This window comes from Cellvibrio sp. UBA7671 (genome assembly GCA_002483145.1).
Taxonomy (GTDB): domain Bacteria; phylum Pseudomonadota; class Gammaproteobacteria; order Pseudomonadales; family Cellvibrionaceae; genus Cellvibrio; species Cellvibrio fibrivorans.
Map to the genome: position 1 here is coordinate 41,899 of DLHJ01000018.1, position 20,708 is coordinate 62,606.

Annotated in this window: 21 protein-coding genes; 15 read left to right on the plus strand and 6 right to left on the minus strand. The window is 49.6% G+C overall.

Annotated features, from left to right (window positions below; genetic code table 11):
- Positions 1 to 185 precede the first annotated feature (185 nt).
- Entirely contained in the window at positions 186 to 560 is a 375-nt protein-coding gene (locus B4E62_RS18830) for a DUF4870 domain-containing protein (protein WP_310075806.1), read from the plus strand.
- Positions 561 to 620: 60 nt separating this feature from the next.
- On the opposite strand, the gene greB is transcribed toward B4E62_RS18830, so the two are convergent.
- The gene (gene greB, locus B4E62_RS18835; protein WP_331353152.1) at positions 621 to 1,133 is read right to left on the minus strand and encodes a transcription elongation factor GreB; all 513 of its coding nucleotides are present in this window, start codon (positions 1,131 to 1,133) and stop codon (positions 621 to 623) included.
- 16 nt (positions 1,134 to 1,149) lie between these two features.
- Positions 1,150 to 3,021: a S9 family peptidase gene (locus B4E62_RS18840; protein WP_331353153.1), complete on the minus strand. Its 1,872-nt coding sequence runs from the start codon at positions 3,019 to 3,021 to the stop codon at positions 1,150 to 1,152.
- Between the two features lie 142 nt (positions 3,022 to 3,163).
- Here B4E62_RS18840 and tilS point away from each other — a divergent pair, with 142 nt between their 5' ends.
- The gene (tilS, locus tag B4E62_RS18845; RefSeq protein WP_331353154.1) at positions 3,164 to 4,432 is read left to right on the plus strand and encodes a tRNA lysidine(34) synthetase TilS; all 1,269 of its coding nucleotides are present in this window, start codon (positions 3,164 to 3,166) and stop codon (positions 4,430 to 4,432) included.
- An 87-nt stretch (positions 4,433 to 4,519) separates the two neighbouring features.
- Here the strand turns inward: tilS and B4E62_RS18850 are convergent, their stop codons facing one another.
- Both B4E62_RS18850 and B4E62_RS18855 read right to left on the minus strand, forming a co-directional pair.
- Complete coding sequence (locus B4E62_RS18850) at positions 4,520 to 6,778, minus strand: hypothetical protein (protein ID WP_331353155.1); 2,259 nt, start codon at positions 6,776 to 6,778, stop codon at positions 4,520 to 4,522.
- A gap of 291 nt (positions 6,779 to 7,069) precedes the next feature.
- Positions 7,070 to 9,001: a di-heme-cytochrome C peroxidase gene (locus tag B4E62_RS18855; RefSeq protein WP_331353156.1), complete on the minus strand. Its 1,932-nt coding sequence runs from the start codon at positions 8,999 to 9,001 to the stop codon at positions 7,070 to 7,072.
- Positions 9,002 to 9,429: 428 nt separating this feature from the next.
- On the opposite strand from B4E62_RS18855, the gene B4E62_RS18860 reads away from it, so the two are divergent.
- On the plus strand, positions 9,430 to 9,813 hold the full coding sequence (locus B4E62_RS18860; protein ID WP_310075794.1) for a hypothetical protein: 384 nt from the start codon (positions 9,430 to 9,432) through the stop codon (positions 9,811 to 9,813).
- Between the two features lie 17 nt (positions 9,814 to 9,830).
- Here B4E62_RS18860 and B4E62_RS18865 read toward each other — a convergent pair whose 3' ends face one another.
- On the minus strand, positions 9,831 to 10,226 hold the full coding sequence (locus tag B4E62_RS18865; RefSeq protein ID WP_310075793.1) for a hypothetical protein: 396 nt from the start codon (positions 10,224 to 10,226) through the stop codon (positions 9,831 to 9,833).
- 15 nt (positions 10,227 to 10,241) lie between these two features.
- A complete protein-coding gene (locus B4E62_RS18870; protein ID WP_310075790.1) occupies positions 10,242 to 11,576 on the minus strand; it encodes a flavohemoglobin expression-modulating QEGLA motif protein in 1,335 nt (444 codons plus the stop codon).
- A 242-nt stretch (positions 11,577 to 11,818) separates the two neighbouring features.
- Between B4E62_RS18870 and B4E62_RS18875 the strand changes: the two genes are divergently transcribed.
- The 12 genes from B4E62_RS18875 to tolQ all read left to right on the plus strand — a co-directional run bounded on the left by B4E62_RS18875 (position 11,819) and on the right by tolQ (position 20,706).
- A complete protein-coding gene (locus tag B4E62_RS18875) occupies positions 11,819 to 12,127 on the plus strand; it encodes a Rieske (2Fe-2S) protein (RefSeq protein ID WP_310075787.1) in 309 nt (102 codons plus the stop codon).
- A 28-nt stretch (positions 12,128 to 12,155) separates the two neighbouring features.
- Complete coding sequence (locus tag B4E62_RS18880) at positions 12,156 to 12,638, plus strand: DUF4124 domain-containing protein (RefSeq protein WP_331353157.1); 483 nt, start codon at positions 12,156 to 12,158, stop codon at positions 12,636 to 12,638.
- A gap of 7 nt (positions 12,639 to 12,645) precedes the next feature.
- Positions 12,646 to 13,338 (plus strand): monofunctional biosynthetic peptidoglycan transglycosylase, encoded by a 693-nt coding sequence (mtgA, locus tag B4E62_RS18885; RefSeq protein WP_310075784.1) that lies wholly within the window; start codon positions 12,646 to 12,648, stop codon positions 13,336 to 13,338.
- A 172-nt stretch (positions 13,339 to 13,510) separates the two neighbouring features.
- On the plus strand, positions 13,511 to 13,777 hold the full coding sequence (locus B4E62_RS18890; RefSeq protein WP_331353158.1) for a zinc ribbon domain-containing protein: 267 nt from the start codon (positions 13,511 to 13,513) through the stop codon (positions 13,775 to 13,777).
- 77 nt (positions 13,778 to 13,854) lie between these two features.
- Complete coding sequence (aspS, locus tag B4E62_RS18895) at positions 13,855 to 15,660, plus strand: aspartate--tRNA ligase (RefSeq protein WP_331353159.1); 1,806 nt, start codon at positions 13,855 to 13,857, stop codon at positions 15,658 to 15,660.
- An 84-nt stretch (positions 15,661 to 15,744) separates the two neighbouring features.
- On the plus strand, positions 15,745 to 16,488 hold the full coding sequence (locus tag B4E62_RS18900) for a YebC/PmpR family DNA-binding transcriptional regulator (protein WP_331353160.1): 744 nt from the start codon (positions 15,745 to 15,747) through the stop codon (positions 16,486 to 16,488).
- A 106-nt stretch (positions 16,489 to 16,594) separates the two neighbouring features.
- A complete protein-coding gene (locus B4E62_RS18905; protein ID WP_331353161.1) occupies positions 16,595 to 17,212 on the plus strand; it encodes a helix-turn-helix transcriptional regulator in 618 nt (205 codons plus the stop codon).
- A gap of 114 nt (positions 17,213 to 17,326) precedes the next feature.
- A complete protein-coding gene (ruvC, locus tag B4E62_RS18910) occupies positions 17,327 to 17,851 on the plus strand; it encodes a crossover junction endodeoxyribonuclease RuvC (protein ID WP_331353162.1) in 525 nt (174 codons plus the stop codon).
- Positions 17,852 to 17,886: 35 nt separating this feature from the next.
- Entirely contained in the window at positions 17,887 to 18,501 is a 615-nt protein-coding gene (gene ruvA, locus B4E62_RS18915; protein ID WP_310075773.1) for a Holliday junction branch migration protein RuvA, read from the plus strand.
- Between the two features lie 54 nt (positions 18,502 to 18,555).
- Positions 18,556 to 19,581, plus strand: a complete 1,026-nt coding sequence (ruvB, locus tag B4E62_RS18920; RefSeq protein WP_310075772.1) for a Holliday junction branch migration DNA helicase RuvB — start codon at positions 18,556 to 18,558, stop codon at positions 19,579 to 19,581.
- 7 nt (positions 19,582 to 19,588) lie between these two features.
- On the plus strand, positions 19,589 to 20,011 hold the full coding sequence (gene ybgC, locus B4E62_RS18925; protein ID WP_310075770.1) for a tol-pal system-associated acyl-CoA thioesterase: 423 nt from the start codon (positions 19,589 to 19,591) through the stop codon (positions 20,009 to 20,011).
- A gap of 8 nt (positions 20,012 to 20,019) precedes the next feature.
- Positions 20,020 to 20,706, plus strand: coding sequence for a protein TolQ (gene tolQ, locus B4E62_RS18930; RefSeq protein ID WP_310075768.1), 687 nt, complete (start codon positions 20,020 to 20,022; stop codon positions 20,704 to 20,706).
- Positions 20,707 to 20,708: the final 2 nt, after the last annotated feature.

A 20,708-nucleotide genomic window follows, 5' to 3' on the forward strand; every position in this document is an offset into this window, starting at 1 on the left:
ATAGCATTTTTCGCGCACGCAATCAGGCCGGAACTATAGCGGCTATTTTTCAGTGATGGCTATTTCTTGAGCGATGGCTGCTGCATAATCGGCAAGCGGTATTGGGAGCATGGAGCGCGCAGCGCTTTCCGGCGTACCGGGTACTGCCGCTCAATTTACAAATCACATCTTTGAAGGGGAATGCGATGGACAATAACCAAGACTCAAATCAACAGACATCAACTACCGATGTATCGCTCAGCGTTTCACAGGATTCAAAAAACCTCGCGTTATTATTGTGGTTGGGCACCATCTTTTTCGGGTTTATTCCCGGCTTGGTAATGTATCTGGTTAAAAAGGACGACGCCTATATCCTTGACCAGAGTAAAGAAGCGCTCAACTGGTCAATCACCGCGTTGATCGGTTATGTCGCCGGGATGATTTTGGCGATTATTGTGATTGGTGTATTTGTGATGTTCGCAGTGGGTATCTGCCATTTGGTGTTCTGCATTTTGGGGGTGATCGCTGCATCGAGCGGTAAACCTTTCCGTGTTCCCTATGCGTTGCGGTTGATTAAATAATTTTTGCGCAGATAAAAGGGCAGAAATTTCTGCCCTTTTTGTTGAGATAAATTGTTTTAATTAATCCTGATCATAAGGTTTGTATTCAATGCGGGTGATATAAAAAAATTCCTCACCCTCCGGTTTTTTCAGCACTATATCATCGTCAACACGTTTTCCCATCATTGCTCGTGCTAAGGGCGCATCCATACTTAATTTATGCCGTGCAACATCAAACTCGTCGGGGCCGACAATCTGGTAGGTTTTTTCATTGCCGTCGTCATCTTCCAGTGTCACCCAAGCGCCAAAAAAAACCTTGCTTTGGTCTTCGGGTAAACGATCAACAACAGTTACGGCTTCCATTCGTTTGGATAAAAACCGCACGCGCGAATCAATTTCGCGCAGACGGCGCTTGCCGTAGATGTAGTCCCCGTTCTCGCTGCGGTCGCCATTTTTTGCTGCTTCGTGCACGACTTGTGTCACTTGCGGGCGTTCGATTTTCCACAGTTGGGTGACTTCATCTTTCATGCGTTTAAAACCGGCAGCAGTAATATAGGCCGAACCTTTTTCGCTGGGTGGTCGCCAACGTCCCATCAGTGATCTCCAACCATTAGTGTTTGCTAAATACAGTTAAATAAAATTCCAGCTCTTCATTGAGTGCGCGCTGGATATTGTGCGCTTGCCGGAAGCCGTGCCCTTCTTCTTCAAAGGTTACATATTTTGTCATTATGCCTTTTTCCTGCAGGGCAGTGACCATAGCCTCTGCCTGCGCAGGCGGCACGACTTTGTCTTGCAGCCCCTGTAAAAAAATTACCGGGCAATTGAGTTGTTCTATGTGATGAATTGGCGATCGTTCCTGATAAATATTTTTCTGTGCAGGATATTCACCCACTAACGAATCCAAATAATGTGCTTCAAATTTATGGGTGTCGCGCGCAAGCGCTTCCAAATCGCCAATGCCATATAAACTGGCTCCGGCTTTGAACACATCGCTAAACGTCAACGCAGCGAGCACCGTGTAACCGCCGGCACTAGAGCCGCGAATGGCGACTTTGTTTTTATCGATGAGTTGTTGCGCTGCTAAATAATCTACACCGCTGCACACATCAATCACATCGGTGATGCCCCAATTATTTTTCAATCGATCCCGGTATTGTCTGCCGTAACCGGTGCTGCCGCGATAATTTACATCCAGCACAGCGAAACCACGGCTAGTCCAGAATTGGATTTTTAAATTGAGTGAACTTTCTGTGGCACCGGTTGGGCCACCGTGGCACATAACCAGTAGTGGTGGTAATTGGCCTGCTAATTGAATCACTTCTGGATTTTTCGGTGCATAAAAAAATCCATGGGCGATTTCGCCATCACGGGTGGGAAACTCCACTGCTTGGGGAACAGAAAAAAATCGCGTATCAATAGATTGTGTAGTATTTGTCAGCGCCTTAATTTCTCCACTGTCATAACACCAGAGCTGCGCGCTTTGTGCGTCACTGGCGGCGATAAAATAACACTTACCGTTGCTGCAATGGATGTTAGATATATCGCGAAAATTTGCTGATATTTTTGCCAATGTGTTAGTTGTTGTGTTAATGACGCCCAGTTGCCAAAAACCGTTTTGGCTAAAACAGCAGAAAATTTCTTGGTGTGATAAAAATCCATAAGTGCTCATGCCAAACACCCACTGGGGTGTGGCAAATTCGGCATTGAGTGCGTATACGGCTTCTGCTTTTCCATCGCGCCAGCGATAAATATTCCACCAGTTGCTGCGGTCTGACACAAAAAATAATTCACCTGCAGGCGACCATTGCGGTTGAAAAATTGATTCCTCTACGTTGCCACCAATAACGGTGCTGCTAACAATATCGCCATCCGGATTTAATTGTGCGAGTACACATTCAGTATTATCCCAGGGCATATTCGGGTGATCCCAACGCAAAAAACTGAGTTGTTTACCGTTGGAAGATAAACGCGGGTTGGAATAAAAATCGGCACCTTGTGCGAGAATCTGGCTCTCACGGTTGTTTAACTTCAATGCCACAATAGCGCTCGTGGGGTGGTGTGTGTCCAGGGTGCAATCCTCACGTACAACAATTAAACGCGCGCGTGCAGGGTCGTAACAAAAATCGGCATAGCGAAATGCGCCTTCTGGCGTAATCGCGTGCGTTTCTTTGCAGGCGAAGTCGTAGCGATAAATACGCTGGTCGCTATCCAATACATAAAAAATTGCGTCGGTTGTGGCGAGGTAGGGCGCGCCACCGTATTCATGTGCACGGGAGCGAACGCTGTGCGGCGTGGGCAGTAAATCTGTGCTTACTCCGTCAGATTTGCACACCAGTGCCGTGCGGCCTTTTTCTTGCGGGCGTGATTCCAGCCAGTAAATACAATCGCCAACGGCTTGCGGCTCGCTGATGCGTACACCCTGGGCGGTGAGCAATTCGGCAGTAATGGGCGATGGCCAGCGGCCGAAGGGGATGCTTGTCATGTGTTGGCTGCGCCTGAGTCAATAACAAATAGAGTGGTATTTTGCCTCTCAGTGGGAAGCAGGGGCAAGGCAGGGTTTTTATTTGTTATGCTTTCCGCTTTAATGTGTGCATTCACTGATTTATTTATGGGCAGCTGTTGTTATGGCTTTTACCTCTGAACAATTGCGCACTTATCTACCCATCCTTACTTCACCGTCCGCTATCTGGTGGATAGGGTTTAGCGGCGGTCTGGATTCTACCGTGTTACTCCATGCCTTGGCGCAATTGCACTTGCCGGTGCAATTGCGCGCGCTGCATATCAATCACCAGATTTCCCCCAACGCTGATGCATGGCAAACACAGTGCGCGGATTTCTGTGCGCAGCTCTCAATTGCTTTTCACGCCGAAAAAGTCCGCGTGGAAAATACCGGCAAAGGTATTGAGGATGCGGCGCGTATGGCTCGCTATTCAGTATTTGAAAAAAATATCGCACCTAATGATTACCTGTTAACAGCACATCACGCCAATGATCAGGCCGAGACACTTTTGCTGCGCTTAATGCGCGGCACTGGCCCGCGCGGTTTGGCGGCTATGGCGCAGGTGCGCGCACTCGGCGCAGGATGGTTGGCAAGGCCGCTGCTGCATTTTACGCGCGCGGAATTAGAGGCCTATGCGCTGACTCATCAACTCCGTTGGGTGGATGATGAAAGTAATCTGGATGACGATTACGACCGCAATTTTTTACGCAATCAAGTTATGCCGTTGTTGCATAGCCGCTGGCCGGAATTTAAACGTAAATGGCAGCAGACCGCTGAATTGTGCGCGCAGCAAGAAAGTGTGATGGAAGAAATTGCGCGCGAGGATTTGGTGCGCGCTGAACCCTTGGCGGAGCGTGTGGGGCAGAGCATTGAACTAAATGCGCTGCTGGGGTTATCGCCCGCACGCAAGCAAAATGTATTGCGTTACTGGCTGCGCTTGATTAACCACACTACCCCTGAACAATTGCATTGGCAGCAGATCGAACAGCAAATTTTTGGTGGCCGCGAGGATGCACAAACTCGTGTGGCTTGGGGCAATGTTGCGCTGCAAACCTATCGCGAACGTTTATATGCCTTGCCGCTGCAATTGCCGGAATTGGAATTGCACATGCAATTGGTTGAGCGCGATATAAAACCGCGTTTGAAAACCGGATTGCCGAATATGCGCATCGGCTATCGTGAGGGCGGCGAGCGCTGCAAGCCAGCAGACCGAATGCATTCGCAAACATTAAAAAAATTGTTGCAGGAGTACGAGCTTGAGCCCTGGTTGCGCGACAAAGTACCGCTGGTATTTAGCGGCGATAAGTTGGTAGCAGTGGGGGATTTATGGGTGTGCGCAGAGTTTGTTGCAGCAGAAAATGAAACCGGATATACGCTAATCTGGCAACATTAGTGCGGTAAAAATTGCGCGCCAATTAAAAAGCGGCCAAAAAAAACGGGATGCAATTGCATCCCGTTTTTTTTAATCGCTTGTTAAGCTTTAGAACAAATAGACCGCACCGGCTGCTTCAGCGGAATTGTCGTTTTGATCTAATGCCCCACTACTGCTCGCGGTTGAGCTAGTGCTGGCACCACTGGATGCAGCTGCATAACCGCGGCCAGATTCGCGATGCGCACCAACAGCCATTGTTTTACCATCGGCTGACAAATCTACATTCAAGCCAAATCGATCATCGGTATCGGTGTTGCTGGCTTTGACGTAGCTCTTCTGTGTCCACACCGTGTTGTCGCGAGTGAATACAAACACAGCACCGGCGCGCGCAGCACTGGTATCCCCTTCGTCGCCATTGATACCTTTGGCATTGCTAGCCTCGCGGAAGGCGCCAACAGCAAGAGTGTTACCGTCGTTCGACAAACTCACGTCGCCACCAAACTCGCTGGCAACACTAACAGTTGATGGTTTGAGGTACGCCTGTTGCGTCCAGGTTGTGCCGCTGCGCGAAAATACATACGTTGAGCCGGAACCCAGCAATTTGGCTGCCTCTTGCACTGCGGCCTTATCAATATTTTTGGGGTCGTCGGTATTGATCACTACGCCGCTGTCGCCTTTAGCTCCCACCGCAAGGGTGTTGCCATCACCCGAAATATCGACACTCGAACCGAACAGGGTGGTGAAGAAGGTCGAGGCCGGTTTGAGGTAGGCTTCTTGTACCCAGTCACCCGAGCTGCGTGTAAATACATAGGCTGCGCCGTTGTTTATGCCGTAAGTTTCGTAGAAGGCGTCGGCGCAAGTGAGATCCAGTACATAGAGCGACTCTCTGTCAGGGTAGTAGCAGGAGTTGTCAGCCTGGTTGCCATTAATGCCTTTGGCTTGGCTGTCCTCCCCAATAGCGCCAACTACCATAGTGTTGCCGTCAGTTGACAGCGCAATACTGGTGCCGAATGCATCGCCCTGTTGAGCGTTGGAGTTTTTAACAAATGACTCTTGCATCCAGCCATCCGCACGGCGAACAAAGATATGTACCGAGCCCGAGTTGGTGCCGCCTTTGTAAGAGCTGGTTGAGCTGGAGCTTGAAGTACTGGATGAAGAGGATGAGCTTGACTTTGAGGTGCTGGATGAGCTGGTGCTGCTAATTGATGAGCTGCTCGATGGGTAGTATTCAAAACACTCTGGCATAGAAGATGCCGCGTATTTCAGAATGCCGCTTATCGCAAGGCTGTCGCTGGTGGCACCCACGGCGAGGGTCTTACCGTCACCGGAGAGAGCGATAGTCTCGCCAAAACGCAATTCAGATTTGAAATAACTGGATTTTACGTAGGCATCCTGAGTCCACTCGCTAGCGCTGCGCGTAAAGACATAGACTGCGCCGGTGTTGTAATCATTCGCTAAAATCAAGTCGTCAGATGGGTCGGACGAAGAGGCATAACTGGTTACTTCATAATTGTCTTGATTGCAGTTAATACCGGTCGAAGGGCTGTCTTCCAGAAGCGACGAAACAGCGAGGGTATTCCCATCATCTGATAAGGACACCCTGAATCCAAAACGGTCATTGGGCAGCATGCGCGCGGTGTTTATATTTGGTTGTTCGGTGTTGGAGGCTTTCAGGTAAGCCTGTTGTACCCAAACACCATTTTCCTTAATAAATACATAGACAGCGCCAGCGTTGGTGCTGTCGTTATCTGCCTGTTCACCGTTAGCGCCAATGGCTTTGCTGTCTTCAGCAGGGGCACCTACTGCAAGTGTTTTACCATCCGCTGAGAGTGCAATGCTCCATCCGAATAAATCGTTGGCATCGGTATTGGAGGCTTTGAGATAGCCAATCGCTTTAATCATTTCTGTAGCAGTAAAGACCAGGCCGGATTGTTGTGCACAACCCCCTGCATTACAGGCTTCAACGTAATAATAGTTGTTGACCCAGTCGTGAACATGCACACCTATCTCATCGGTTGCCTGGGTGTTGGTCAGGTCGCCGCCGATTTGCGTTACACCACCCGTCGCCGCATCACGTTTATAAAGTTTATAGGAGGTTGCCCCTTCGACAGCACTCCATTGAAAGGTGAGTACTTTAGGGTTTTGCGCTTCTACTTTTACGCTTGGCCAGATGCCTGAGCCGTTGGCTGGCACCGACGCAGCGGCGAAGCTGCTGCGCAGTGAGGATGAACTGTTGATAGATGACGAGCTTGCCGAGGATTTTTTGTCGCTGCCACCGCCGCAGGCGGCGAGTAAAAAAGAGCCTGCCATCAGTGAAAGAAGCAGGGAGGTGCGCTTTAGCAGCGGTGAGAAACGATCAATATTCATTCAGCAGGTTCCTGAGGTTTAAAACTGGTCGGTGATTCTGTGTGTCGCGGCGCTTGGTGTCAATCAAATCGCCAGCATTATTCGGGCACAGACCAGGCACGGGTGTTTTGTTCTCGCTCATAGTGAGGTGGCTTAAAGACCGTCAAAGCAGAGGATTGGTTCAGTGATTTTGATCAGCGCGGGTAATTTAGTGGAATTACGTGAAAGAAGTTGTGAGCAATTGTGAAGGCTGGAGCTGTTTATCACGAACCTCATCGCCCTCATTAGAGAGGGCGATGAGGTTGAGGAAGATTAGAGGGTCTTTAAATATTCCACCAAGGCCAAGCGTTGATGATTACTAATCGGCTGCAATGTCCGCATTTTGGGCTTGCCCTGCGCATCCTTAACCGGGCGGCCGTTGGCATCCAGAACAAACACGGGAGTAACACCGGCTGCGTATTCATGTCCCTTATTAGAGTTGCTGGGCAGGCTGGTATCAAACACAAACAACTCCGGATATTGCGCCGGGTCGCGTTGCACTACACCGACATTGACGGCATCCAGCTCGCGCGCGCCCACAGTGAAGCGATTGGGGCGACAGGTTTTACCGCTGGCAATTTCAGCATCGCTACAGCTTGGCATAAACAGCTCGTACAAACTGGGCACCGAGCCGTTGTGCAGATAGGGCGCTGTTGCCCAGATACCATTGAGTGGGCGTGCTTTGTAGGCGACGAGCGTGGCTGGATTGTTTTTATTGACCACCTCAAAATCCAGATGGCGCTCGGTCTTTTTGATGGGGTTATCGGAAATAGAGGCGATCAAATCGTAGAGCTTTTCCGCCCAGCGGCGGATAAACAGCTTGTCGTGATCGGGTTCGACTAACACACCCTCCACTGCGCCACTCAAGGCTGGCAATACGGCTCCTGACGGTTGGAAGCGCGGGTCGGGCTTGAATGGATTGATTCGTCCGCCCTCGAAGTAGCCCATCTTGCCACTGTATTTGAGTGCATTCATCGCCATATAAGGATCGGTGCCTATGGTCTGCAGGCTCGCAAACTGCGAAATAATGCGACGATTGGGGTCAGTGCGGTCGATGGCTTCATGGCAGGTATGGCACTGGTACTCAATAAACACCTGCTGCCCTTGCTCGGCGAGCGCCTGATTGATTGGTGGCAATACATTTTGTTTTGCCAACTCTTCCCAGCTCGGTGACCAGAGGCTCTCCAGATGGCGCTCCATCCGCGTAAGGTTGCGTACCGCCACCGATGAGCGATAGCCGATATCACCTTTCTTTTTATCTAGGTCAAATTGCGCAAACACACCAAGCGCTTCGCCGGTATTGCGCCCCAGAGGGCCAGCCAATTCGTTGTCGCCCACACCATTCCACTGCACAAAGTCGTGCTGCGGAGTGTCCCACAGGTAGGGGTAGCTCACGGGTGCGCAGGCAGGATTAAAGTTAGGTTCTTTAGGTGTGAGATGGGCGAGTACACGGTTGTAGATGCGGCCAAACGCATCCAGCCGGCCATAACCGTAAGCAACAGATTGGTCGCCGTGGCGTGGGTCGTTAATCTGGTTGTAACTGGCGATTTGCTGCGCCGCCTCCGCAAGTTGTACGCGGAAGGCTTCTTTATCATCCGGGTATTTTGTTTTGAGAACTCTTTGTGCGAGGCGATCAAATTTTTCCGGCTGCTCGAGGCTCGCCTGTAGTGCCATTGCCAAACTTTTCAGCATTTGTTCCATATCCGCGAGCGTTGCACCGCCGTCAATGCGGATGGCAACACCTTGATAATTGATTTGGCTGGTATGGCAGGCTGCGCAGGTAAAACCAATAAACTCTTGACCTTTATGCTCATCTTTTACCCAGCCCACGGGTAAACCGTCCGGGTTTGCAAAGCTCTCTTTTTGCGGCAGGTAGCGCAGGCGATTCATGTTCTCGTCGCTGCGGAATAGCAATTCACTGTCGGCGGTTTCGAGATGTAAAAAAAGTTCGTAGGGAAGCAGGTTGGAACCTTGGGTTACGTTGTAAAACCACAAGCTATCTGCGCCACTCCAATTTTGCTCCGGGTAGACCACGCGCTCGGCGCTATCGCCAAAGCTGTCGTGTTCGGCCACTTTTGCGTGGCGATCGCTGTCGACCAGCACACCCTGGGAAACATAAGTACAGCCGGAAATGGTGATGAGAACTATTAGGGAAGCACAGGAGAATAGTGAGCGTAATGCAGTGCGCAGGCGCGTTAGTGTCATGATTATTCCTTTCTGATCTGTATGGCTGTGGTGCGATTGTGATTAGGGCTGGTACGTGTCGATGGAAAAATATACGGCTAAAAATAAGCAAAAATAATTTACCCTGAGCAAGATGAATTAAGGAACTATTCAGATTGCTTACAGCCTTAGTATTCAACTTTAGCAGATTGCCTTTGCGCAGATACATAGCAAACCGGAGGATTTGTCACTGGTGTTTCCTTCGCTTGGCAATAAAGTAACAAAGTTATTCCCGATCCTATCGCCAAAGTGTCAATCATAGCTTTTGCTTGAACTGTCATAAATTGTGCGTAGACTGCCGCCTCGCCGCAGCAGAGGGACTTTTTGGAACCGGGTGGCGAAAAATCAACCAGTGAGTGGTGTAGCGATTGGGCATCAACTCAACAATAAAAAGCGCAGCGGAACCTTGTATGTTGATGAATCCTTTATTTGTGGATACTTCGTTAAACAATCGTCTTGGGCAAGAAGTCCGCCTCGGTGTCTGTCACTCGCAATATCAGGGGCGCGATTACGTATTCGTCGCCGCACCTACCCAGCAAGCCTCCAGTTTTGTCGGCAAAAATGCCGAACCTTTTGCCTTCCAGTTGCGCGAAAAATTTGCTCTGGACGCACGCCGCTTTGAGTTGGTTGAAGTGCGTGACGTGGATGGTGCAACACATTTATTGCGTTGGCGTTTTGAGTGGGTGGGTAATTCACCGCTTTCTGCGCGAAGTGAAGAAATCAATTCTCCTGGTCTGCGCGCAACACTCTTGCAGCTGATTGATCCTGCCCAAGTGGTTGCTGCGACAGCCTGATTTTACTTGTTGTTATTTCACTCGTCGTTTTGTTCTGTGGATTTTTGCGTTGCACTGCGCCAAAACCACTGACGCGGGGGCTGAGTGAATTTTTCCAGCTGCGTTTGTTTGTGGTCGTTATCGGTAAACCAGTAGTAGTCATTGGTGCTTTTGGGTTTAAACCAGCCGCGCACTTCGCCGATATATTCCACTGCCAGCTTGGGCATACCTAATTTTCGGTCTGAATTGAAGCTGTGGTTCCAATGTACTAGCAGATCTCGCTTGGCGATAGCAACCGCCAATTCTTCACTATCAGTTTTTATTAGCTTGCAGGCAATAAAACCAATAACCGGCTCCGGCGCATCGCTATCCATGCGGCTCGCGTTTTCAAAAAAAATATTCTCACCTGAGAGTACAACTTTGTAATACGTCATAATTTACAATCAAACTCAATCGATTTCGGCATCTGTGTCGGCGGCTTGGGGGGCAGGGGTTGGCATTTTATCGAACAGCTTGCTGAAATGCTGCTGTACGCGCGCGATATTCATCACTGACATGCCGCTCGAAAATCCAAACCACACATATAGACCATTTAAATTTTTAAACATGGGCGGCAGATATTTAGGTGCAGCAATTACGCCCTCCAAATGACGCTCGTAGAGCAGTGGCAAATCATCCAGCGTCACCTTGCCGACAAACAGCATAGGTATAACTTCCGGTACGCCGGATTGAATTGCACTGCGAATAAAATTAACATTTTCGACAAATCCTTTTACGTAAGAAATATCTTTGGTGAACACTGAGCCGCCTGTCAGTGTTCCTCCACGAAAAACACGTTGGGTTACGCGATAGCTGTCGTGCTCACTCACGCCTCTGTCTATAAAGTGGCGATACACTTGGCAAAAATCAGCGCCTTGCTCTGCCAAATCCACAGCGACAACCCGGTCGCTGATGCGCCGCGCGCGCTGTGGAAAAGAGCTGAAGGTTAGCGTTTCCAATAATACTGCCATTCCTTCTTGAATCGCAGTAATCCTCGGTGATCCAACACTCAACCAGGTTGCCCATGGCTGCTCTCGGCCATTGAGTGTAGTGCCTATATGCACCCAGCCTTCGTGTACCTCCAATACCTGCAAGTCCAGTTCAGAAAATGAGGCGCGGCGATTCACTTTAATACAGTCACCACCAGCGGAAGCGTCCGACACAATATCGTCGCTAATCTGTACCCGTACTTCACCTGCACCGAAATAATCGGTCATTCGCGCGCGTAAAATGGTGACTGCTTCTTCCGAACTAATGTGATTGGTATAAGGGCGATTTAAATGCTCCACCGCCGGCAGCGAAAAAATATGGCACAAGCGCTCGCCCATCTGACGCAGGGTTTTGCGATCACCGCGCAAATTATCGCTCGCTGAACCATAGAGTTGACGACTGAAATGGCCAAACTGGCCAGTGCCGCGGTAGCGCAATAATTCGATTACGATTTGGTACTGGTCGATGGTAGCTTGCAGGATTTTACCCAGCGCATCGTCGCGCCCCAATTGGCGCCGCACATCACTTTTTAATTCTTTTAATAATTGGCTAACCGTATCCGGCTCAAACCCGAGTTTTTGTTGCTGATAAAAATCAGCGCCCAATGCCGGTAACTCTCTACCTTGTTGCTCGCGAAAACGCTGCTCAATTCCCTGTGGCCATTTGATGGCATCGAGAATACGAATGGGCTTTTGCAGAGATACCAGGCGCGTCGATAACTGTTTTAAACGCTCCAGGTAGAGTGGATCAGTCATAACAAGGCTGCCGCATAAAGGTGCAAAAACTTACCGAATAGCTCTCTGGTAATCGTGTACTCAAGCACAATAAAGCACAGGCAAACGATGCTGGGTATTTATGCAAGTAGATGGCGCCATTCTATCTGTTTGCACGGCATTTGTGGCTAGAATTTGTCGGATAAGTCTGCAGCTCTGGTGTCTTGCCGGATAAATCGCCAGAATGGGTGCCGCCTGATAAGTTGTACAAATGAGGATGTGTCATGCCGTTTGTCGCTCTGGAAAAAATACACCAGCTCCACGATGGTTATCGCAAACCGGTCAAACTTGTCGGCCAGGATTTTCTATTGCTACACGAAAATGGCAAAACCTGTTTGATCAGAAACCAGTGTCCGCACGCGGGGGCACCGTTAACGCATGCAACCTGTAGCGATAATGTCCTGCGCTGTCCTATGCACGGGATAGAGTTTGATTTAACCACTGGGCGCTCGCGCAGCCCTGTTTGTGCTAATGCGCTGCAATTTTTTCAGCTTATCTATGAAGGCAGCAGCATTGGTATTGATCTCCGTTAACAATTGGATTACTTAATTAAGGAGTTTTATGTTTCGTCTGCTATTTAAATCCGTGGTTGTGCTGTTGCTGGTATTTTTTATTGGCAATTACCTCGTCTATCTCAAAACCGGGCAGATGCCGCTGCGCGATATGCGTGAACGAATGGGTGATGATTGGCTGGTCGATTTACGGGAGTTGTTTTCACCTGACCAGTTGGCCGCCGATGCTAAACAAGCGGTGAAAAGTGTATCGGATAAGGTTTCTGAGCCTGAGCCAGTTGCCTCCACCAAAGTCTATAAATGGACGGATGCCAATGGTCAGGTGCATTTTGGTGATAAGCCAGTTGCCCGCGATGCTGAAGAAATTGAAGTCGATGTTCGCAATGCTATTTCCGCGCCGGAAGAATCTGCCCCTATTGCCGATCAGCAAGATGTAGCGCCCGCAACTGTTCAGGAATCTGCCCTCGATAAAGCCCGTGCGGCGGCTGAAGCCATGAAACAACGCGTACAGCAACAAGAGCAAATTCAGTGATCCAGCCATGAAAACATTCTGGCGCACTACCGGGCGAATGCTCAAATGGCTACTGCTGCTATTGCTTGCCTACCAACTGTGGCTGTTCGCCCATATTCTGGTGTGGAAATGGGTGAATCCGGATGAAACGAGTTTTATGTCGATCCGGCTGGATGAACTGCGCGAGAAAAACCCGAAAGCAGAGTTGAAGCACCAATGGGTGGACTATGCGCAGATTTCATCCCATTTGAAACGCGCCGTGGTGGCAGCGGAGGACGACCGTTTTATGCAGCACCAAGGGTTTGATTTGCGCGGTATTGAACAGGCCTTAAAAAAGAACCAGCGCAAAGGCAAATCCGTCGCCGGTGGTTCATCCATCACTCAGCAGCTTGCCAAAAACCTGTTTCTGTCGCCCTCCCGCTCCTATATTCGCAAGGCGGAAGAGGCGGTAGTCGCACTGATGATCGAACTGCTCTGGGATAAACGCCGCATATTAGAGGTGTATCTGAACGTAGTGGAGTGGGGCAATGGTGTCTTCGGTGTGGAAGCGGCGGCGCGGCATTACTATCGCGTTCCGGCAGCGCAGATAGGTCCATCAGCAGCAGCGCGCATGGCCGTGATGCTGCCCAATCCGCGTAAATACGAGAACGCAATGCCAGCTTGGGTGGTGCGCCATGCATCGCGAGTGCAAGCGCGTATGCGTCATTCACAGATTCCGTGATTCAAGCAATCACTTTTAGGTGAGTACGACTTTAAATTCTGGTCGGTGTGCCCATATCCTGCAGGCGTGGTTCTCGCGCCATGGCTTTTACGATACAATCGCGACCCTTCTTTTAGGGTGTCCGCATCCTTTTAGATGTTTAGACGTTAATCTGTTAATCCGGGGTAGTTGCATGCCTATTTACGAATACCAATGTGAATCCTGTAACCATGCGCTGGAGGCTTTACAAAAGTTAAGTGACTCTCCTTTGGTGGATTGTCCTGCATGTGGCAAAGCCAGCCTCAAAAAGCAAATTTCAGCAGCGGGTTTCCGCTTGTCGGGCGGCGGCTGGTATGAGACCGATTTCAAATCGGGCAAGAGAAAGAATCTCGCGGGCGATGCCGGATCGTCCAGCAGCGTGTCAAGTGCTACTTCAAGCACTACAACAACGGCCAGTTAAACAAGCTGGCCATTTGTTAGATAACAATTTACACATACTTTCTTATAAATATTTTCTTAAAACATCAGGAACTCGCTATGCGCAGCCAATACTGTGGCGCTTTAAATGCCTCGTTTATCGATCAAGAAGTGACCCTCTGTGGATGGGTTGATCGTCGTCGTGATCACGGTGGTGTGATCTTTATCGACCTGCGCGACCGCGAAGGTATTGTGCAAGTGGTGTTCGATCCAGATGCAAAAGAGAATTTTGCCTTAGCTGATAAAGTGCGTGGCGAATACGTGCTGCAGCTGACCGGAAAAGTGCGCGCTCGTGCACCTTCCACCGTTAACCCAAATATGGCCACTGGTGAAATCGAAGTTTACGGTACTGCGCTGACTATTCTGAACGAAGCGGAAACCATGCCTTTCCCCTTGGATTCCTATTCCAACGTGGGTGAAGAGACCCGTTTGAAGTATCGCTTCCTCGATTTGCGCCGCACCGAAATGCAGAAAAATCTGCGTTTCCGCAGCAAAGTGACCAGCGTGATCCGCAACTATCTGGACCGCAATGGCTTCCTCGATGTTGAGACTCCAATCCTGACTCGCGCTACTCCGGAAGGCGCGCGCGATTATCTGGTTCCATCGCGTACCCACGACGGTAAATTCTTTGCATTGCCACAGTCTCCGCAATTGTTTAAGCAATTGCTGATGGTGGCTGGTTACGACCGTTACTACCAAATCGCCAAGTGCTTCCGCGACGAAGACTTGCGTGCTGATCGTCAGCCGGAATTTACCCAGATCGACATCGAAACTTCATTCATGTCGCAAGACCAGATCATGCAAATTACCGAAGGTATGTTCCGCGAATTGTTCAAAGATTTGCTCGGTGTTGAGTTTGCTGAAATCAATCACATGCCGTTCTCGGAAGCAATTGCCAAATACGGTTCAGACAAGCCGGACATGCGTATCCCCCTGGAATTGGTTGATATCAAAGACCTGGTAACCGAAGTGGATTTCAAAGTATTCGCTGGCCCGGCTAATGATCCAAAATCTCGCGTTACCGCATTGAAAGTGCCCGGTGGTAATGAGAAGTTGACCCGTAAACAAATCGACGACTACACCAAGTTTGTTGGTATTTACGGTGCGAAAGGTTTGGCGTACATCAAGGTCAACGATAAGTCTGATCTGGAAGAAGGTTTGCAATCACCGATCGTGAAAAACTTGCCAGTGCCAGTACGCGCGGCCATTTTGGATCGCGTTGGTGCAGAAAACGGCGACCTGATTTTCTTCGGCGCAGACAAACACAAAGTCGTAACCGAAGCCTTGGGTGCACTGCGTTGCAAACTGGGCGCAGACCTTGACCTATACACCACGCAATGGGCACCGCTCTGGGTAGTAGATTTCCCGATGTTTGAAGAAGACGACAAGGGCGGCTGGACGTCAATCCACCACCCATTCACTTCACCAAGCTGTACACCGGACGAACTGGTTGCCAGCCCGGGTGATGCATTGTCCCGCGCATACGATCTGGTACTTAACGGTACTGAATTGGGCGGTGGTTCGGTGCGTATCCATTCTTCGACCATGCAGCAAGCCGTATTTAAAATCCTCGGAATTTCACCGGAAGAGCAACGCGAAAAATTCGGCTTCCTGCTCGACGCACTTGCCTACGGCGCTCCGCCACACGGCGGTTTGGCGTTTGGTTTGGATCGTTTGATTATGCTGATGGTGGGCGCAAGCTCAATCCGCGACGTGATCGCTTTCCCGAAAACCCAAAGCGCTGCCTGTGTGATGACTGATGCACCGGGCACTGTAGATGAATTGCAATTGCGCGACCTGCATATTCGTTTGCGCAAGAAAGAAAAAGCTGTTGTTGCAGAAGATACCCCTGAATATGGCATGTAATTTTTGTTGATCTGGAAAGGGTGGGCAATTGCCCGCCCTTTTTTATTACCCCCACGTTAATAATCTGCAAGTTGGAGCTGTGCAATGGCCGGACATTCCAAATGGGCAAACATGAAACACCGCAAGGCGCGTCAGGACGCCAAGCGCACAAAAATCTTCACCAAAATTATTCGTGAGCTAACTGTTGCCGCTAAAGGTGGCCCCAATCCTGCCGACAATCCACGATTGCGTGCTGCAGTTGAAAAAGCCTACCTCAACAATTTAAAAAAAGATGTAGTTGAGCGCGCCATCGCCCGTGGTGCTGGCACCAATGAATCCGATGCCTACGAAGAGCTCACCTACGAAGGTTACGGCGTAAACGGTGTCGCCTTTATCGTTGAATGTATGACCGACAACCGCAACCGCACTGCGGGCGATGTACGCCATGCATTTGATAAGAAGGGCGGTAACCTCGGTACCAGCGGCTCAGTTTCTTATTTGTTTGCACGTAAAGGCCAAATCAGTTTTGAGCCAGGTATTAATGAAGATGCATTAATGGAAGCGGCGCTCGAAGCCGGTGCCGACGATGTTGTTATCAATGACGATGGCTCTGCTGAGGTAATGACAGCTTTCGAGGATTTCTTCCGCGTAAAAGATGCACTCGCCAGCGCTGGATTGAATCCCGTCTCGGCCGAAATCACCCAGATCCCCTCGCTCACGGTCAATCTTGATAAGGACGCTGCTGAAAAAATCCTTGCCTTGATCGACACGCTCGAAGATTTGGATGATGTGCAAAACGTTTACACTAACGCAGATATCTCAGAAGAAATTATGGAGCAGTTGGGTTAATTAAGATCTCACTATGGGTAAACGCCGCTGTGTCGTATTGCTGTCGTATACAAAACGCCAGATATAGCGAAATCTGACGGCTTTTAATCTTAGCGAGGTGGGTGTCATGGATATGAAAATCAATAAAGAAATATTGCGCCGCGAGCGCGAGCTGCGTGCCTGGACGCAAAGCCATTTGGCGGAGGTTGCGGATTTAAGTATGCGCACTGTGCAGCGGATTGAACGCACGGGGGATGCATCAATGGAATCGGCTGGTGCACTGGCGGCGGCATTGAATATTGATCTTGCGGTATTAATGGAGGCACCGATTGCGAGCGAGGAAACAACTCCTGCCAAGTCGCGCCGTTATAAATTATGGGGCGCGATTGGTGTAATTGGCGCAGTATTGGTTGCTGCAGGTTGGTGGTCGAGCGCTGCGGCTGAGCAGGTAATGGTGAGCTTATCCATTGAAGCATCTGGCCGTGTCTATTCAGACATGATGTTGTTGAATGAGATAGGCAAGGAAAGCGAAATGAAATTGGATGAACAGTTTCGGATGTTGTTCACTACCAATCGCCAAGGCGAACATTTGCTGGTCAATGCGAAAATTTATAATTTTGTTGGTGGTGAGTATCAGTTGATTTCATCGCCGGGAATGTTAGTTGAGGATCAGAAGTCGGCTTCGATGCATGTCACTTTTCCAGATGGGCAGAGGGTAAATTTACAATTGGTGGCAGATTTTTGATAGCCGGTCTAAGACCGGCTTCTAGCGTGTCCGCTTTTCTACAGTAAATCCCACTTGCGTCACCCCAATTCACGTGCAACACTGCCGCCAATACAACTGTATATAGATACAACTATGGCGCTTATTCTCGGCATCGATCCAGGTTCCCGCAAAACTGGTTTTGGCATTATCAATGTCATCGGCAGCAAGCAGGAATACATCACCAGCGGCGTTATTCGCATGAAGGATACGGACGAGTTGCCTGCACGCCTCAAAGTCATTTTCGATTCCCTGACCCAAATCATTGAACAGTATTGCCCACAAGAAATGGCGATCGAACAAGTATTTATGGCCAAAAATGCGTCCTCCGCGTTGAAACTGGGGCAGGCGCGGGGAGCGGCGATTGTGGCGGCGACAGCGCAGAATGTGCCGGTATCGGAATATGAAGCGCGCAAGGTGAAACAATCCGTTGTTGGTAACGGTGCTGCAGATAAACTGCAGGTGCAGCATATGGTGAAAACCCTGCTGCGTTTGCCGGCTGCACCGCAAGAGGATGCGGCCGATGCATTGGCAGTTGCACTGTGCCACGCCAATACGCGTGATCATTTAATTCGTATGGCGGCAGGCTCCAGTAGTTTTCGGCGCGGCCGCATTGTTTAAGATAGATTCGACTGGAACGAGCGAAGAGATTCATTATGATTGGACGTTTGCGTGGCATTTTGCTGGAAAAGCAGCCGCCTTATTTGCTGTTAGATGTTCAGGGCGTGGGTTATGAGTTGCAAGCACCCATGACCACTTTTTATCGTCTGCCGTCACTTGGCCATGAAGTGGTGTTGCATACGCATTTGTCGATTACAGAAAACTTGCATCAACTATTTGGTTTTTCAGAGCAGCGCGACCGCTCGTTATTTCGCACTTTAATTAAGGTAAATGGCGTAGGCCCCAAGTTGGCGATTGCGATTTTGTCGGGCATGGAAGCGGATGATATCGCCCGTTGTGTGCGCGATGACAACATAACTGCCTTGACCAAAGTCCCCGGTATCGGCAAAAAAACCGCTGAACGTTTAGTAATTGAATTGCGCGACCGTTTGAAAAATTGGGATATGCCGCAGAGTGATTTACTGGCGCACAGCGAAATCCAAAGTATCGCTAGCGACAATGATGTCTTTGCAGAGGCAGAGAGCGCCTTGATTGCGCTGGGCTACAAACCGGTAGATGCCGCGAAAATGATTTCGCTTGCCGCTAAACAAAAGCCCGATGCCAAGAGCGAAGAGTTAATCCGTATGGCGTTGCGCTCTATCGCTGGATAATCAACGTGCGACATAGGTATTGTCGCTGGATAATTTTCAACCTGGTTAATAACGATGATTGAAACAGATCGCCTGATTGCCCCTGTTGCCAAAGAGCGCGAAGACCATCTTGATCGCACGGTGCGCCCCAAATCGCTCGCCGATTATGTTGGACAACCCGCCGTGTGTGAACAGATGGAAATTTTTATCGGCGCGGCAAAAAAACGCGGTGAGGCACTGGATCACACGCTGGTATTTGGGCCGCCCGGATTGGGAAAGACCACACTTGCCAATATTATTGCCAACGAAATGAATGTTTCGCTCAAAAGCACGTCGGGCCCGGTATTGGAAAAGGCAGGAGACTTGGCGGCGCTGCTCACCAATCTCGAGCCGGGTGATGTGTTGTTTATCGATGAGATTCACCGCTTGAGCCCGGTAGTGGAAGAAATTCTGTATCCGGCGATGGAAGATTTCCAATTGGATATCATGATCGGCGAAGGCCCTGCAGCGCGTTCGATTAAATTGGATTTACCGCAATTTACGTTAGTCGGAGCAACGACACGCGCGGGCTTGCTGACATCACCTTTGCGCGATCGTTTTGGTATTGTTCAGCGTCTGGAGTTTTATAATGTCGCCGATCTCACCCATATAGTCGCGCGTTCATCGGCGCTCTTGGGGGTGAAGATGGATATAGAGGGCGCAGCTGAAGTCGCCAAGCGCTCGCGCGGCACACCGCGTATCGCCAACCGTTTATTGCGCCGTGTGCGCGATTACGCCGAGATGAAAGGCGATGGTACTGTGAGCGCACAAATGGCCGATAGCGCACTCAATATGCTCAATGTAGACGAACGCGGCTTTGATCATATGGATCGCCGTTTGTTAACTGCAATGATGAATAATTTTGATGGTGGTCCTGTCGGTGTGGAAAGTTTGGCGGCAGCTATTAGCGAGGATCGTGGAACTATTGAGGATGTCATAGAGCCATACCTCATACAGCAAGGCTTTATGGCACGCACGCCGCGCGGTCGAATTTTAACCAATAATGCCTATTTGTATTTCGGTATGCCGATCCCAAAACGGTTACAGGATTCTGCGGATTAAATCAGTTATGCATGTATTTAGTATCCCGTTAAGGGTTTACATCGAAGACACGGATGCTGGTGGCATCGTCTATTACGTCAATTATCTGAAGTACATGGAGCGCAGCCGTACAGAATTTTTGCGCAGTTTGGGCTATCATAAGCCCGCAATTTTGGATGGAGGCATGTTGCTGGTTGTACATTCAGCACAAATTAACTACCGCCGTTCCGCCCGTCTTGATGACCAATTGCAAGTAACTGCACAAATTGAAAAGTTGGCGCGCACCAATGTTGAATTTAAGCAGCAGGTGCTGCGTGGTAGTGAGCTATTGTGCGAAGGGCTAATCCGTATCGCCTGCGTTGATGCCACTTCCATGAAGCCAAGTGCAATTCCCACTGATATGCATCGTCAACTTGATCAATTTTTCCACAGTCAAACCGAAAAGAGTTAATTAATACTATGCCAGAAACCAAGCAAAGCCTGTCGATACTGCACCTCATTCTGGAGGCCAGTTTTTTAGTACAAATGGTCATGCTGATTTTATTTTTGGCGTCGGTCATTTCCTGGGTGATGATTTTCCAGCGTGAAATTTATCAGCGAAAGGCCTCAGCGGCGTTCAGCTTCTTTGAAAAACAATTCTGGTCGGGGATTGACCTCAACCAACTCTATCGCCAAGGCAATGGCCGCAATGAAGTCGTTGAGGGAATCGAAAATATTTTTCGCGCGGGCTTCAAAGAATTTACCCGTCTGCGTCAACAAGCTGGTGCCGATTCAGATGCAGTAATGGAAGGTTCCATGCGTGCGATGCGTGTTGCGTTAGCGCGTGAAGAAGAAAAGCTGGAAGAAAATTTACCGTTTCTTGCCAGTGTTGCCTCGGTAAGCCCTTATGTAGGTTTGTTTGGAACTGTGTGGGGGATTATGGTGTCTTTCCTGAATATCGCCAATGCTGGCCAGCCTAGTTTAGCCACCGTTGCACCGGGTATTGCGGAAGCGCTCATTGCAACGGCAATGGGTTTATTTGCCGCTATTCCGGCGGTACTTGCCTACAACAAGTTTTCGGCACGTGCTGAAAATCTGTTAAGTAACTATCGTACTTTTGCAGAAGAATTTTCTGCAATTTTGCATCGTCAGGTTCACAGCAAATAACG